The organism is Pandoraea sp. SD6-2, from assembly GCF_000389825.1.
Classification (GTDB): domain Bacteria; phylum Pseudomonadota; class Gammaproteobacteria; order Burkholderiales; family Burkholderiaceae; genus Pandoraea; species Pandoraea communis.
Window position 1 is genome coordinate 395,785 of record NZ_KB944423.1, and the last position, 15,116, is coordinate 410,900.

At 62.8% G+C, this 15,116-nt stretch carries 13 protein-coding genes; all 13 read right to left on the reverse strand.

From position 1 onward, the window contains the following. Positions 1-86: 86 nt before the first annotated feature. The 13 genes from trpB to sdhA all read right to left on the reverse strand — a co-directional run bounded on the left by trpB (position 87) and on the right by sdhA (position 15,113). Positions 87-1,289, reverse strand: coding sequence for a tryptophan synthase subunit beta (gene trpB, locus C266_RS01855; RefSeq protein WP_010807361.1), 1,203 nt, complete (start codon positions 1,287-1,289; stop codon positions 87-89). A 57-nt stretch (positions 1,290-1,346) separates the two neighbouring features. After that, entirely contained in the window at positions 1,347-2,003 is a 657-nt protein-coding gene (locus tag C266_RS01860; RefSeq protein ID WP_010807362.1) for a phosphoribosylanthranilate isomerase, read from the reverse strand. Next, on the reverse strand, positions 2,000-2,800 hold the full coding sequence (gene truA / locus C266_RS01865) for a tRNA pseudouridine(38-40) synthase TruA (RefSeq protein ID WP_010807363.1): 801 nt from the start codon (positions 2,798-2,800) through the stop codon (positions 2,000-2,002). Before truA ends, C266_RS01860 begins: the two co-directional genes overlap by 4 nt. A gap of 83 nt (positions 2,801-2,883) precedes the next feature. Further along, on the reverse strand, positions 2,884-5,943 hold the full coding sequence (locus C266_RS01870) for a FimV/HubP family polar landmark protein (RefSeq protein WP_010807364.1): 3,060 nt from the start codon (positions 5,941-5,943) through the stop codon (positions 2,884-2,886). A 125-nt stretch (positions 5,944-6,068) separates the two neighbouring features. Next, positions 6,069-7,199, reverse strand: coding sequence for an aspartate-semialdehyde dehydrogenase (gene asd, locus C266_RS01875; protein WP_010807365.1), 1,131 nt, complete (start codon positions 7,197-7,199; stop codon positions 6,069-6,071). A 60-nt stretch (positions 7,200-7,259) separates the two neighbouring features. Continuing rightward, complete coding sequence (gene leuB, locus C266_RS01880; RefSeq protein WP_010807366.1) at positions 7,260-8,327, reverse strand: 3-isopropylmalate dehydrogenase; 1,068 nt, start codon at positions 8,325-8,327, stop codon at positions 7,260-7,262. A gap of 35 nt (positions 8,328-8,362) precedes the next feature. Further along, positions 8,363-9,013 (reverse strand): 3-isopropylmalate dehydratase small subunit, encoded by a 651-nt coding sequence (gene leuD, locus C266_RS01885; protein ID WP_010807367.1) that lies wholly within the window; start codon positions 9,011-9,013, stop codon positions 8,363-8,365. A gap of 119 nt (positions 9,014-9,132) precedes the next feature. Further along, entirely contained in the window at positions 9,133-9,261 is a 129-nt protein-coding gene (locus C266_RS01890) for an entericidin A/B family lipoprotein (RefSeq protein ID WP_010807368.1), read from the reverse strand. A gap of 55 nt (positions 9,262-9,316) precedes the next feature. After that, on the reverse strand, positions 9,317-10,726 hold the full coding sequence (leuC, locus tag C266_RS01895; RefSeq protein ID WP_010807369.1) for a 3-isopropylmalate dehydratase large subunit: 1,410 nt from the start codon (positions 10,724-10,726) through the stop codon (positions 9,317-9,319). 280 nt (positions 10,727-11,006) lie between these two features. Beyond that, a complete protein-coding gene (gltA, locus tag C266_RS01900; protein ID WP_010807370.1) occupies positions 11,007-12,308 on the reverse strand; it encodes a citrate synthase in 1,302 nt (433 codons plus the stop codon). A 29-nt stretch (positions 12,309-12,337) separates the two neighbouring features. Beyond that, positions 12,338-12,610, reverse strand: coding sequence for a succinate dehydrogenase assembly factor 2 (locus C266_RS01905; RefSeq protein WP_010807371.1), 273 nt, complete (start codon positions 12,608-12,610; stop codon positions 12,338-12,340). A 10-nt stretch (positions 12,611-12,620) separates the two neighbouring features. Then, positions 12,621-13,325, reverse strand: coding sequence for a succinate dehydrogenase iron-sulfur subunit (locus tag C266_RS01910; protein ID WP_023873897.1), 705 nt, complete (start codon positions 13,323-13,325; stop codon positions 12,621-12,623). Positions 13,326-13,337: 12 nt separating this feature from the next. Next, positions 13,338-15,113, reverse strand: a complete 1,776-nt coding sequence (sdhA, locus tag C266_RS01915) for a succinate dehydrogenase flavoprotein subunit (protein ID WP_010807373.1) — start codon at positions 15,111-15,113, stop codon at positions 13,338-13,340. Positions 15,114-15,116 lie beyond the last annotated feature (3 nt).

The window sequence follows — 15,116 nt, forward strand, 5'->3', positions numbered from 1 at the left end:
TCAGTCAGATCGGTCATGCTGGTTCTGGTGTCCTCAACGGATCTGGGAACAGGGATCTAGGGATCAATGGCATCTCGCAGCGCCGCTTATGCGCCCGCAGGCGCCGGCTTGGCCAGCGCCATCACAGTGTGCATGTCTTTGTCGCCGCGCCCCGAAAGATTGACCAGCACGATCTGGTCGCTCGGCAGCGTCGGCGCCAACTTGCACGCATAAGCGAGCGCATGGCTCGACTCCAATGCCGGGATGATGCCCTCGATCCGGCAGCAGTCATGGAACGCCCGAAGCGCTTCGGTATCGGTAATGCCCACGTACTCGGCGCGCTTGATGTCATGCAGCCACGCGTGTTCAGGCCCCACCCCCGGGTAGTCCAGCCCCGCCGAGATCGAATGCGTCTCGGTGATCTGCCCGTTGGCGTCCTGGAGCAAATAGGTGCGGTTGCCGTGCAGCACGCCGGGCGTGCCGCCGATGATCGACGCCGCATGACGGCCGGTCTCGATGCCGTCGCCGGCCGCTTCCACCCCCACGAGCTTCACGTTCGGCTCGTCGATGTACGGATAGAAAATACCCATGGCATTCGAGCCGCCGCCCACGCAGGCGAGCACGTAATCCGGCTGACGTCCGGCCAGTTCGGGCATCTGCACCTTGCACTCTTCGCCGATCACGCTCTGGAAATCGCGCACGAGCATCGGGTACGGATGCGGCCCGGCCACAGTGCCGATGATGTAGAACGTGCTCTCGACGTTCGTGACCCAGTCGCGCATGGCTTCGTTGAGCGCGTCCTTGAGGGTTTTCGAACCCGACTCCACCGGCACCACGGTCGCACCGAGCAGTTGCATGCGATAGACGTTGGCCGCCTGACGCTTCACGTCCTCAGCGCCCATATACACCACGCACTCCATGTCGAAGCGCGCGGCGATGGTCGCCGTGGCCACACCGTGCTGACCGGCGCCAGTCTCTGCGATCACACGGCGTTTGCCCATGCGACGCGCCAGCAGCGCCTGCCCGATCACGTTGTTCACCTTGTGCGCACCGGTGTGGTTCAGGTCTTCGCGCTTGAGATACACCTGCGCACCGCCCAGCTCGCTGCTCCAGCGCTTGGCGTGATAAATCGGCGACGGACGGCCGACGTAGTGCTTCAGTTCGTAATGGAATTCTTCGAGGAAAGCCGGATCGTTCTGATACTTGGCATAGGCCTCGCGCAGTTCGTCGAGCGCGTGAATCAGCGTCTCAGCCACAAAGACACCGCCGTACTGGCCGAAATGGCCTCGGGCGTCAGGTAAATCGTACATGGTCGTCACTCTTCGCATTACCGGTGAGCGGCCCTGGCGGGCGCCCCGGCGGGTTGCCTATTCGGCGTCGGCAGCACGCACTGCCTGCACGAACGCCGTCATGCGGGCGTGATCCTTCACGCCCCGCGACGCCTCCACACCGCTCGACACGTCGATGGCGTATGGCGTCACCCGGCCGATGGCTTCAGCAACGTTGTGTGCGTTCAAGCCACCACTCAAAACGGCCCGACGCGCGATGTCTTTTGGAATAAGTGACCAATCGAAAACCTTTCCTCCACCGCCATAGCCCTCAACCAGAGCATCGAGCAAGATGCCTTGTGCGGCGGTGTATGCGTTGGCGAATTGTAGCAAATCGCCACTGTCTTTCGTCTCCGGGCCAATACGCATGGCGCGCATGTACGGACGGTTGCCTGCCGCCGCCGACAGCGTTGCACATTCCTCGGGGGTTTCGTCACCGTGGAACTGCAGTGTCGTCAGCGGCACCGCCTCGACGGTACGCGCGATCTCGTCGGCCGTCACATTGACGAACAAGCCGACCAGACTCACATAAGGCGGCACCCGGCGGGCGAGTTCGGCCGCGCGCGCCAGATCCACATAGCGCGGGCTCGGCGGGTAGAAAACGAGGCCGATGGCGTCGACCCCCAGCGCCACGGCATGGTCGACATCCGCCGGCTGCGACAGGCCGCAAATCTTGATTCGGGTACGGGATTTCATAAGCTTGCCCACGGCATCGGGAACGGCCACGCGGCCCAGTTGGGCTCGGGTACGGCGAAACGCTCAGGATACCCCACACGGGCCAGATACAGGCCGTCCGGCATGAACGTCGGGGCGGCCTGACGCCGGTCGAGACTCGCGAGCACTTGCGGCATCCAGCTCGCGGGCTGACGTCCCCGGCCAATGGCGACCAGACACCCCATGATGTTGCGCACCATGTGATGCAAAAACGCGCTCGCCCGAAAGCGGAACACAAAGAAATGTCCCTGCTGCTCGATATCGATAGCGTACAGGTGCTTGACCGGCGTCTTGGCTTGACACTCCGACGAGCGGAACGCCGAGAAGTCATGCTCGCCCACCAGCGCCTGACTCGCGGTGCGCATCGCGTCGAGATCGAGCGGGGTGTGCAGCCAGCCGCAACGGCCGTCGAGCAAGGGCGAACGCACGGGATGCACGTAAAGCACGTAGAAATACGTGCGCTCGAAGGCGGCAAAACGCGCATGGAAGTCGCCGGGCATGGCTTGCGCCCATTGCACGGCAACCGTCTTGGGCAGGAAGGCGTTCACGCCTCGCACCCACGAGAACATCGCGCGATCGAGTTCGGTATCGAAATGCACCACCTGACCGATGCCATGCACGCCGGTATCGGTGCGTCCTGCGACCGTCGTGGGCAGCGCTACGCCGCCGAACTCGCGCAGTGCGGCCTCGAGCGTTTGCTGCACGGTGTTGCCATGCGGCTGCGATTGCCAGCCGGAGAACGCCGTGCCGTCGTAATGGATGCCCAGTGCAATTCGCATATGAAAAAGAAAAATGGGCGCCCAACCTACGAGCGCCCCAAACTACGGTCAATCAGTGGTGTGATCGTCGATGTGCCGTGGCGTCACTTGCCAAGCTCGGCCAGCCGTGTGCGAGCGGCCGACTGCTGTGCCGCATCCCCTCCGGCGATCACTTCTTCAAGCAATTCTCGCGCGCCATCGTCGTCGCCGATGGTCTGGTACGCGACGGCCAGTTCGAGTTTCGTATGGAATTCGTCAGGCACGTTCGGCGTGGCGGACGCGGCAGGCGCGGCTGACTCCGCAGATTCGGCAGACGATCCCGCGACGATCGGCTCCGGCGTCGGCACGATCACTTGCGGCACCTGCGGCGCAGCGGGTTCGGCCGCGAACGGCGTTTCCGGCGGCGTCGAATCCAGCGTCTCGTGCTCGACCAACGCCTCTACGCCGATGTCGGCGGGCAGCGCCGGCGCGCTGACGAACGACGGTGCGGCTGAGGCCTCGTCTCCCTTCAGATCGAGGCTGAAGTCCGACAGATCGAACGACAGCGGCTTGAGCGACGGTGCTTCGTGTGCAGTATCGGTGTAGCTGCGCGGCGCCTCGGGGGGGCGATGTGCCTGTTCCATCGCGGCGTCGAAATCGGCGTCGCTCAGTTCGGGATAGGTATCGTCGCCCGCTTCATCCGCGCTGGTTTGCGGGTGGCTCGGATCGTCCTTAGGCTCCATCTTGAACTGTACCGAGCCCAGCCCCTTGCTCAGGGAAGGCAACGCATCGTTCGAAATCGTACCCACATGCGCCGGCTGCCCCGGAATCGCCAGATCCAGATCGCCCACCATGCCTGCCACGCCGCCGTCAGGCGTCGCGTCGGCAATCGGCGTCATGGCTTCTGCCGGTTCCGCTGCTTCTACCGGCGCGGCAGGCGTCGGCTCGGCTTGTGCCGTGTGCGCAGCCGCAACCCCACCGATGGCCGCCGCAGCGTCAAGCGCTTCCAGCGACGACAACGTGGCAGCCGCCGGATCGTCATGAGCGGCAGCCACTTCGCCTGCCTCCCCCGCCTGCTCGGCAAACGCGGCATTCCAATCGATTTCCGGCTCGCTGGCAGCTTCGGACGAGGCATCCGGCATATCGGATGCCACCTCGCCGACGAGCGGTTCAGCGGCCACTTCCGGCGCCTCGAATGTCACCGGCGAGTTGTCGGAACCTTCAGCGTGAGCCGCTTCCGCCGACGTGTTGTCCAAAGGCGACGGCTCGACATCCCATTCTTCCGGCACGCTGGCTTCGGCCGCCTCGGGGGCCGGCTGAACGTCTTCGACGGCAGCCACACCATCGTCCGACGCCGACCGTGTGTCCTCGGCAGCCGGATGCAGATGCTCATCGGCTTCCGCCTGATTGGCGGCATATAGCGCCGCAGCACCTACGGCACCGGCAGCCGCCACGGCACCCGCCGTTGCCACACCTGATGCCGGCTCGTCAGCCTGCGAGCCATCGTGCGGCGCATCGTGATCCTGGCCGGCATGCGCGTCGTGCCCGTCGTCATACGGGCCGGGCTGCCCGGCCGGTGTCTCGGCACGGCGGCGACGCATCAGCCACCACAGGCCGAGCAACACCACCAGCGCGCCAGCGCCCGGCAGCACATATGGATTCTGCGTCACGGCACGCCAATTCATGGCGGCATTGGGCGCGGGCTTCGACTCGGCTGTCGGCGCGCTGGCGGCAGACGCCGCTGCGACCTCGCTAGCCGGTGCCGCCACGGCGGCCGTAGCGTCCGATGCTGTCGCACTCGCCGATGCGGCCGAGGCAGTATCGGTGGCCGCAGCCTCCGACGCTACGGCCGCCGTGGCCGGACTGTCTGCTGCGGCGGCGTCCTTCACGTCAGCCGCACCCTTCGCGGTATTCGGTACCGCAGCGGCAGCCGCGGGTGTCGTGGTCTTGCCGTCGGCGGATTTCGCCGTCTTGTCCTGTGCAGTCGCCCCGGAAGCGGCGGCGGCCTGCTCCTCCAGATTGGCGACAGCCTGATTCTTCATCGCCAACAGCTTCTGGAGATCTGCTACGTTCTTCTGCAACTCATTCACCCTGCCCTGAGCCTCGGCTTGCGCCTTGCCTTGGGCGATTTGTTCTTCCTCGCTGCCGCCGGTTCGACCGGCCTTGCCGCCCGCCCCCCCCTTGCCGGGTCGCGACAGCTTCAATTCATCGCGCGTGGCGGGGGCGGCCGCTTCCGGCGCCTTGCCCGCTTCGATCGCGCCCTGTGCACTGCGGCCACCGGCCGGTGCTGCCTGCTGCGCCGTCGATTCGGCCAGCCGCGCGCGATACGCGTCAAACTGTTCCCGCGCCGAAGACACGAACTTGCGTGCCTGGGCGGGAGGAATACTTTGCACCTGCGCATCGGCCGGGCGTGTCAACGTCGCCCCCTGACGCAGCCGGTTCGGATCGTCACCGATGAACGCCGAGCGGTTCGATTCAAACAGCGCGGTCATCATCTGCGCGAGCGTTGCGCCACCTTCGCCGCCCGTGAATTCGCGGGCAATCGACGAGAGCGAGTCTCCCCGGCCCACTTTACGCGCGCCCTCTGCGACCGCCCCCGATGCGTTGCCCGGCTGAGCAGACGCCGCAGGAGCCGGTGCCGGTGCCGGGGAAGACGCGGGAGAGGTAGCCGTCGCGGGCGCCCCGCTATTCGACGTCTGCGCGGGCACGACCGCCTGCGGTTGCGCAGCACTGGCTTCCGGGATGGCGGACAGCGTGACCGCGTTGGACTGCCGGCCGGTGCGCCATTCGAGCACCAGCAACAGATCGAGGAACGAGGTACTGACCGGCTCAGCCGAATCGACATGGACGAGATACGTGCCGCTGTACCCCGGCTCGCGTCCCGCAGTCGGCGTGACCGAGACGGAGAGCTTCTCGAGCGTAGGGTCGTAACGCAGACCTGCCTGCCTGAAGGCATCGCGCGGTGCGAGCTTCACCGACAATCCGTCGGCTTCGGCTTGCGACACGTTGCCCAGCACGATCACTGCGCGCAGCGGCTGGCCCGGACCCGAGCGCACCTGCTGCGGGCCGAACTCTGCTGCACCGGCATTGAGAAGCCCGAGGCTCCACAGGACGGCCGCCGCCGCGCTCAGGCGAAACGAGTTACGGGACGAGTTTGCACGCTTGCCGATCGAGTATTTCCGCACTGTGTCTTGTCAAGCCTGTCAGTCGATTTTCTCTGGACGCCCCAGCAAAATGGGGCGCCTCCCAAAGCGCGGACGGCGGCCCCGCGGGCCGCCGTTCTTCACGCCTTACCAATACGCGTCGACGCTCAAGCGTCGAGCAGGATGCGTAGCATGCGACGCAGCGGTTCCGCTGCGCCCCACAACAGTTGATCGCCCACCGTGAATGCCGACAGGTACTCCGGCCCCATCGACATCTTGCGCAGACGCCCCACCGGAATGGTCATCGTGCCGGTCACCGCGGCAGGCGTCAAATCCTTCATCGACGCCTCGCGCGTGTTCGGCACCACCTTCACCCAGTCATTGGCCTGGCCGATGATGTCGGTCAGTTCATCTAACGGCACATCCTTCGTAAGCTTGATAGTCAGCGCCTGGCTGTGGCAACGCATTGCACCGATGCGCACGCACAGACCGTCCACCGGAATGGCACGCGTGCCAGGGAAGCCATCGCCCAGACCCAGAATCTTGTTGGTCTCGGCACCGCCCTTCCATTCTTCCTTCGACTGGCCGTTGCCCAGATCCTTGTCGATCCAGGGAATCAGGTTGCCGCCCAGCGGCACGCCGAACTGTTTGGTCTCGTCGGCGGTGAGCGCGTGCTGCTTGGCGAGCACCTTACGGTCGATCTCGAGAATGGCCGAGTGCGGATCATCCAGCAGCGCCTTGACTTCGGCGTTGATGCTGCCGAACTGCGTGAGCAGCTCGCGCATGTGCTGTGCGCCGCCGCCCGACGCGGCCTGATACGTCATCGACGTCAGCCAGTCGACCAGACCATGCTGGAACAGACCGCCCAGGCCCATCAGCATGCAGCTCACCGTGCAATTGCCGCCGATGAAGTTCCTGGTGCCCTTCGTCAGCGAATTCTTGATCACATCGAGGTTGACCGGATCCAGGACGATGATGGCATCGTTCGCCATGCGCAGCGTCGAGGCTGCGTCGATCCAATAGCCGTTCCAGCCCGCAGCGCGCAGCTTCGGGAAGATCTCGGTTGTGTAGTCACCGCCCTGGCAGGTAATGATGATGTCGCATTTTTTCAGCTCATTGACATCATTGGCGTCTTTCAGCGAAGTCTCGTTCTTCGCCATCGACGGGGCTTTGCCGCCCGCGTTGCTGGTGCTGAAAAACACCGGCTCGATCAAAGCAAAGTCGTTCTCCTGCTGCATGCGCTGCATCAGAACCGAACCGACCATGCCCCGCCAACCTACCAGACCTACGGTTTTCATTTATCCACTCTCTTATCGTTGCAATTGCGCAGAGGGGCGTCTCACGACGCCCCGTCCGCGTTAAAGCGCGGCGACGACCGCCGCGCCCATTTCGCGCGTACCGACCTTGGTCGCGCCTTCCCGCCAGATGTCGGGCGTGCGCAGGCCTTGCGCCAGCACCTTCTTCACTGCGCTCTCCACGCGGTCGGCTTGTTCTGCGAGGCCGAACGTGTAACGCAGCATCATGGCCGCCGACAGAATCGTCGCCAACGGATTGGCCACGCCCTTGCCGGCGATATCAGGCGCCGAACCATGCGACGGTTCGTACAGCCCCTTGTTGTTGGCATCGAGCGACGCCGACGGCAGCATGCCGATCGACCCCGTCAGCATCGCCGCCTCATCCGAGAGAATATCGCCGAACATGTTGCCAGTCACCACCACGTCGAAGTTCTTCGGCGCCTTGACCAGTTGCATCGCGGCGTTATCGACGTACATATGCGACAGTTCGACCTCCGGATACTGCTTCGCGACCTCGATCATCGTGTCGCGCCACAGTTGCGACGTCTCGAGCACATTGGCCTTGTCGACCGAGCACAAACGCTTGTCACGCTTGGCTGCGGCCTGAAATGCGACGTGCGCGATACGCTCCACTTCGGGCACGCTATAGCGCATGGTATCAAAACCTTCGCGCGCGCCTTCGAAAGCACCGTCCGGCGACTGGCGGAAACCCTTCGGCTGACCGAAGTAAATGTCACCGTTCAGCTCGCGAATGATCAGGATATCCAACCCTGCCACGATTTCCGGCTTCAGGCTCGACGCGTCGGCCAGTTCCTTGTACAGAATGGCGGGACGGAAGTTGGCGAACAGTTGAAGATGCTTGCGCAACCCCAGAATCGCCTGCTCGGGACGCAGCGCGCGTTCGAGCGAGTCGTACTTCCAGTCGCCCACGGCGCCGAACAGAATGGCGTCCGCTTCCTTCGCGAGCTTGAGCGTGGTGTCCGGCAGCGGATGACCCGCGGCCGCATAGCCGGCGCCACCGACGGGCGCTTCTTCAAGCTCGAACTTTTCGCCAAGTGCGTTCAACACGTTGACGGCTTCCGTCACGATTTCCGGACCAATGCCGTCACCCGGCAACACAGCGATTTTCATGCAATCTCCTTGGATGTGCCTTGAGTGCTCGGGACTCAGCCCGGCAGACGCGTCGCGAGCCACGGCTGCTTCGTGAGCCGTTCGGCCTCGTAGGCGCGAATCTTGTCGGCGTGACGCAGCGTCAGGCCGATATCGTCGAATCCGTTCACCATGCAGTACTTGCGGAACGGTGCGATGTCGAACTCATAAGCGCGGCCATCGGACGTCACCACGGCCTGCTTGTCCAGATCGATCGTCAACTGGTAGCCGTTGAACGCCGCCGTCTCGTTGAACAGATGGTCAACCTGCAACTCGGACAGCGCGATCGGCAGCAGCCCGTTCTTGTAGCAGTTGTTGAAGAAGATGTCGGCAAAACTCGGCGCAATGACGGCACGAAAGCCGTATTGCTGCAACGCCCACGGCGCGTGCTCGCGTGAACTGCCGCAGCCGAAGTTCTTGCGGGCAAGCAGAATCGTCGCGCCCTGATACCGAGGCTGGTTCAGCACGAAGTTCGGATTGAGCGGACGCGCGCTGCAATCCTGACCCGGTTGACCGACATCGAGATAACGCCATTCGTCGAACAGGTTCTGGCCGAAACCCGTGCGCTTGATCGACTTCAGGAATTGCTTGGGGATGATCGCGTCGGTATCGACGTTTTCGCGATCCAGCGGTGCCACCAACCCCGTATGGACAGTAAATTTTTCCATCACGAACCACCTGATCAAAACAGTTCGGCTACGTCCGGCCCCGGAAAACCGGGGCCGTCAAAGCCGGAAATTTCGTAGGTGCATGCGCGAGGCGATTGCCCGCGACACGCACCGTCGCATCACTTCTTCGCGGCGTTCTCGAGGGCCGAGCCGGCGGCTTGAGTATCCTTGCCGAGGCCTGCCATCGTGTTACACCCCGCCACACCCAGCACCAGCACCGCACCGATCAGCATCCACAGTTTTTTCATGATTCTTTCTCTGTCAAAAACGATGTCAAACGACGGTTAAACCGATGCTAAAGCGTCAGACGAGGCGTCGCACGTCGACGAAATGGCCTTCGATGGCAGCCGCTGCGGCCATCGCCGGGCTCACAAGGTGCGTACGCCCACCCGCGCCCTGACGGCCTTCGAAGTTGCGGTTCGAGGTCGACGCGCAGCGCTCACCCGGCTCCAGACGATCAGCATTCATCGCCAGACACATCGAGCAGCCCGGTTCGCGCCATTCGAAGCCTGCGGCCTTGAAGACCTGATCCAGCCCTTCCTGCTCGGCCTGACGCTTCACCAGACCCGAGCCCGGCACCACCATCGCCAGACGCACGTTCGACGCCACGCGACGGCCAAGCTTCTTCACGACGTAAGCCGCTGCACGAATATCTTCGATGCGCGAGTTGGTGCACGAGCCGATGAACACCTTGTCGACATTGATGCTCGCCATCGGTGTGTCGGGCGTGAGCGCCATGTACTCGAGCGCACGCTCCATGGCACTGCGTTTGACCGGGTCTTTCTCCTTCTCGGGATCGGGCACGCGGTCTTCGATGCTCACGACCATTTCTGGCGACGTTCCCCAGCTCACCTGCGGAACCAGCGTATTCGCGTCGATCTCGACTACATGGTCGAAATGGGCCCCCGGATCGGTGTGGAACGTACGCCAGTAGGCTTCGGCCTGCTGGAACTCCACGCCCGCGGGCGCAAACGGACGGCCCTTCACGTAGTTGATCGTCGTATCGTCCACGGCCACCAGACCGGCGCGTGCACCGGCCTCGATAGCCATGTTGCACACGGTCATGCGGCCTTCCATCGTGAGCGAACGGATCGCCGATCCGGCGAATTCGATCGTGTAGCCCGTGCCGCCCGCAGTACCGATCCGGCCGATGACGGCGAGCACGATATCCTTGGCGGAACAACCGCGCGGCAGCGTGCCCTCAACCTTCACGAGCATGTTCTTGCTCTTCTTCATGAGCAAGGTTTGCGTGGCGAGCGTGTGCTCGACTTCCGATGTGCCGATGCCGAACGCCAGCGCGCCGAACGCGCCATGCGTGGACGTGTGCGAATCGCCGCAAACCACCGTCATGCCGGGCAGCGTGGCGCCCTGCTCCGGGCCGATCACGTGCACGATGCCCTGACGCACGTCGTTCATCTTGAATTGGGTGATGCCGAAGTTGTCGCAGTTGGTGTCGAGCGTGTCGACCTGCAAACGCGAAATCGGATCGGCAATGCCTTGCGTACGATCGGTCGTCGGCACGTTGTGGTCCGACACCGCGAGGTTGGCAGAAAGTCGCCAGACCGGACGCTGCGCGAGTTTTAGCCCCTCAAACGCCTGCGGACTGGTCACCTCGTGCAACAGGTGACGGTCGATGTAGAGCAACGTAGTGCCATCGTCCTCGGTATGCACGACATGTGCATCCCACAATTTGTCATACAGCGTCTTGGCCATGATAAAAACGCGGGGCTAAATTATCGTTTCGAGAACAAATATCGTTCTGTGAACTTTTGATTATGCCATAGCGCTTTCGCGCCGGCGGAATACAAAATCCCCGGGAAACCGGGCGGTAAACGCACGATCAACCGGGGATTTGTGCGAATCACGGCAGCTTGTGCCGTGGCTTCGAATATAGCGCAACGAGGGCTCGTTGCGGGCCGCACCGCCTTGCCGTTTCGGCAAGGTTGAGGTGCCGGCACGGCAAGCGGGAGCCGTGCCGAACGCCTCGACAGGCTTAACGCTTGTCGATCGACGCGACTTCGCGCGGCGTGTGGCCGATGAACAGCTGACGCGGACGGCCGATCTTCTGATCCGGCTCGCCGATCATTTCATTCCACTGTGCGATCCAGCCCACGGTACGTGCCAGGGCGAAGATGCAGGTGAACATCGACGTCGGAATGCCGAGCGCGCGCTGAACGATACCCGAGTAGAAGTCGACGTTCGGGTACAGCTTGCGCGACACGAAGTATTCGTCTTCCAGAGCGATCTTCTCGAGTTGCATGGCCAGCTTGAACAGCGGGTCGTCGTGCAGACCGAGTTCGTTGAGCACTTCGTAGCACGTCTCGCGCATGAGCTTGGCGCGCGGGTCGTAGTTCTTGTACACGCGGTGACCGAAGCCCATGAGCTTCACGCCCGAGTTCTTGTCCTTCACTTGCTTGATGAACTCGGGGATCTTGTCCGGCGAACCAATCTGCTCGAGCATGTTCAGCGCGGCTTCGTTCGCACCACCGTGCGCCGGGCCCCACAGACATGCGATACCGGCAGCGATACAGGCGAACGGGTTCGCACCCGACGAACCGGCCAGACGGACGGTCGACGTCGAAGCGTTCTGCTCGTGATCGGCGTGCAGGATCAGGATGCGGTCGAGGGCGCGCACCAGCACGTCGTTGACTTCGTACTCTTCGCACGGGTTGGCGAACATCATGCGCATGAAGTTCGCGCTGTACGACAGGTCGTTACGCGGATACACGAACGGCTGGCCGATGCTGTACTTGTACGCCATGGCGACGAGCGTCGGCAGCTTGGCGATCAGGCGAATGGCCGAAACTTCACGGTGCGTCGGATTGTTGATGTCCAACGAGTCGTGATAGAACGCCGACAGCGCACCGACCGAACCGGTCAGCACAGCCATCGGGTGAGCATCGCGACGGAAACCGCGGAAGAAGAAGTTCATTTGCTCGTGCACCATCGTGTGACGGGTCACGGTCTTGACGAACTCTTCCTTATCCTTTGCGTTGGGCAGTTCGCCCTTGAGCAACAGATAAGACGTCTCGAGGAAGTCGCAGTTGGTGGCCAACTGCTCGATCGGGTAACCGCGGTACAGCAGCTCACCCTTGTCGCCATCGATGTAGGTGATGGCGGAATTGCACGACGCCGTCGACATAAAGCCCGGGTCATACGTAAACTTGCCGGTCTGGCCGTACAGCTTGCGGATGTCGATTACATCCGGGCCCATCGTTCCCTGATAGATCGGCAGTTCGACGCTGGGCGAACCGTCAGAGAAAGATAGGGTGGCTTTAACATCAGACGGAGTCATATCGCTTCCTCAAAAAAATACTTAAACCCCTACACGGCACGCAAAAGCGCCAACAGGCGCCGCACGTCCGGCCCGTCCAGATCCGCCTCGGGCTCTTTGCGCGCTAGTAGCAGATCCATCAAATCGTTGTCGCTCAAATCGAGCAGCTTCGTGAGGGCGCCCACATCCTCGTCAGTCATCGAGGCTTCGTACCTGGCGAAGAATCGTTCGAGGATGAGGTCGTTTTCCAGCAAACCGCGGCGTGCCCGCCAGCGAAGGCGGGCACGCTTGACCGGATCGGACTGGTGATTGATATCCGGCATGATCGCTTGGTCAGACGGCGCGACGCACCATCAGCTCCTTGATCTTGCCGATGGCCTTCGTCGGGTTCAGACCCTTCGGGCACACATCCACGCAGTTCATGATCGTGTGGCAGCGGAACAGGCGATACGGATCTTCCAGGTTGTCCAGACGCTCGCTGGTTGCCGTATCGCGGCTGTCGGCGATGAAGCGGTAGGCCTGCAGAAGACCCGCCGGGCCGACGAACTTGTCCGGGTTCCACCAGAAGCTCGGGCACGACGTGGAGCACGATGCGCACAGAATACACTCGTACAGACCATCAAGCTCATCACGTTGCTCGGGCGACTGAAGACGCTCCTTCTCCGGTGCCGGCTCGGGGTTGATCAGGTACGGCTTGATCGAGTGGTACTGGTTGAAGAAGTGCGTCATGTCGACGATCAGATCGCGAATGACGGGCAGACCCGGCAGCGGCTTCAGAACGATCTTGTTCGGCAGATCGTTCATGTTGGTCAGACAGGCCAGACCATTCTTGCCGTTGATGTTCATCGCGTCCGAACCGCACACACCTTCGCGACACGAGCGGCGGAATGCGATGCCTTCGTCGAGCTTCTTGAGCTTGACCAGGGCGTCGAGCAGCATGCGCTCGTGACCGTCGAGTTCAACCTCGTAGGTCTGCATGTACGGTGCGGCGTCCTTGTCCGGATCGTAGCGGTAGACTTCAAAAATGCGTTTCATGATCTTGCGAATCCCTTAGAACGTCCGCGCCTTGGGCGGAACCGAGTCGACGGTCAGCGGCTTCAACTGCACCGGCTTGTAATCCAGACGGTTGCCTTCGCTGAAGAACAGCGAGTGGCGCATCCAGTTGGCGTCGTCGCGCTCCGGATAGTCGCTGTGCGCGTGCGCCCCGCGGCTTTCCTTGCGGGCTTCGGCCGCGATCATGGTGGCTTTGGCCACTTCGATCAGGTTGTCGACTTCCAGCGCTTCCATACGCGCCGTGTTGAACACCTTCGACTTGTCCTTCAGGTGGACGTGCGACACACGCTCGGCCACTTGCTTGATCTCGTCCACGCCTTCCTTGAGCAGATCCGACGTACGGAACACACCCGCATGTTTCTGCATCGTTGCACGGATGTCGTTGGCGATGTCCTGTGCGTACTCGCCCGAGCTGGAGGCTTCCAGACGGCCGAGACGCGCCAGTGCATTCTCGCCGGCATCGGCGGGCAGCGGCTTGTGGTCGCCGTGGTTCTTCACGAAGTCGACGATGTGGTTACCGGCCGCGCGGCCGAACACCACCAGGTCGAGCAGCGAGTTCGTGCCCAGACGGTTCGCACCGTGGACCGACACGCACGAGCATTCGCCCACAGCGTAGAAGCCGTTGACCGGCGTCGATGTGCCGTCCTTCTGCAGGACGACCTGACCGTTGTAGTTCGTCGGAATACCGCCCATCTGATAGTGGATGGTCGGCACGACGGGGATCGGTTCCTTGATCGCGTCGACGTTGGCGAACTTGAGTGCGATTTCGCGAATCGACGGCAGGCGCTTCATGATCGTCTCGGCACCGATGTGCGAGAGGTCGAGCAGCACGTAGTCGCCGTTCGGGCCGCAGCCACGGCCTTCCTTGATTTCCTGGTCCATCGAACGCGACACGAAGTCACGCGGCGCCAGATCCTTCAGCGTCGGGGCATAACGCTCCATGAAGCGCTCGCCGTTCGAGTTACGCAGAATACCGCCTTCGCCGCGCACGCCTTCGGTGATCAGCACGCCCGCGCCGGCCACGCCGGTCGGGTGGAATTGCCAGAATTCCATGTCTTCGAGCGGAATGCCCGCACGCGCGGCCATGCCCAGACCGTCACCGGTGTTGATGAACGCGTTGGTCGAAGCGGCGTACACACGGCCGGCACCGCCGGTTGCGAACAACGTGCACTTGCCTTCGAGCAGGTAGACGTCGCCGGTTTCGAGTTCCAGCGCCGACACGCCGAGGACATCGCCCTCTTCGTTACGGATCAGATCGAGCGCCATCCACTCTACGAAGAAGTGGGTCTTGGCTGCCACGTTTTGCTGATACAGCGTGTGCAGCAGCGCGTGACCGGTACGGTCGGCAGCCGCGCAAGCGCGCTGGACAGGCTTCTCGCCGTAGTTGGCCGTGTGGCCGCCGAACGGGCGCTGGTAAATCGTGCCGTCCGGGTTACGGTCGAACGGCATGCCGAAGTGTTCCAGTTCGTAGACGGCGTTCGGTGCCTGACGGCACATAAACTCGATCGCATCCTGGTCGCCGAGCCAGTCGGAACCCTTGATCGTGTCGTAGAAGTGGTAATGCCAGTTGTCTTCGCTCATGTTGCCGAGCGAAGCGCCAATGCCGCCCTGAGCAGCGACGGTATGCGAACGGGTGGGGAACACCTTGGACAGCACAGCCACAGACAGACCGGCCTTGGCCAGTTGCAGCGACGCGCGCATGCCCGAACCACCTGCGCCCACGATGACGACGTCAAAGCGGCGGCGCGGCAGCGAATTTTTAATTGCAGCCATTCT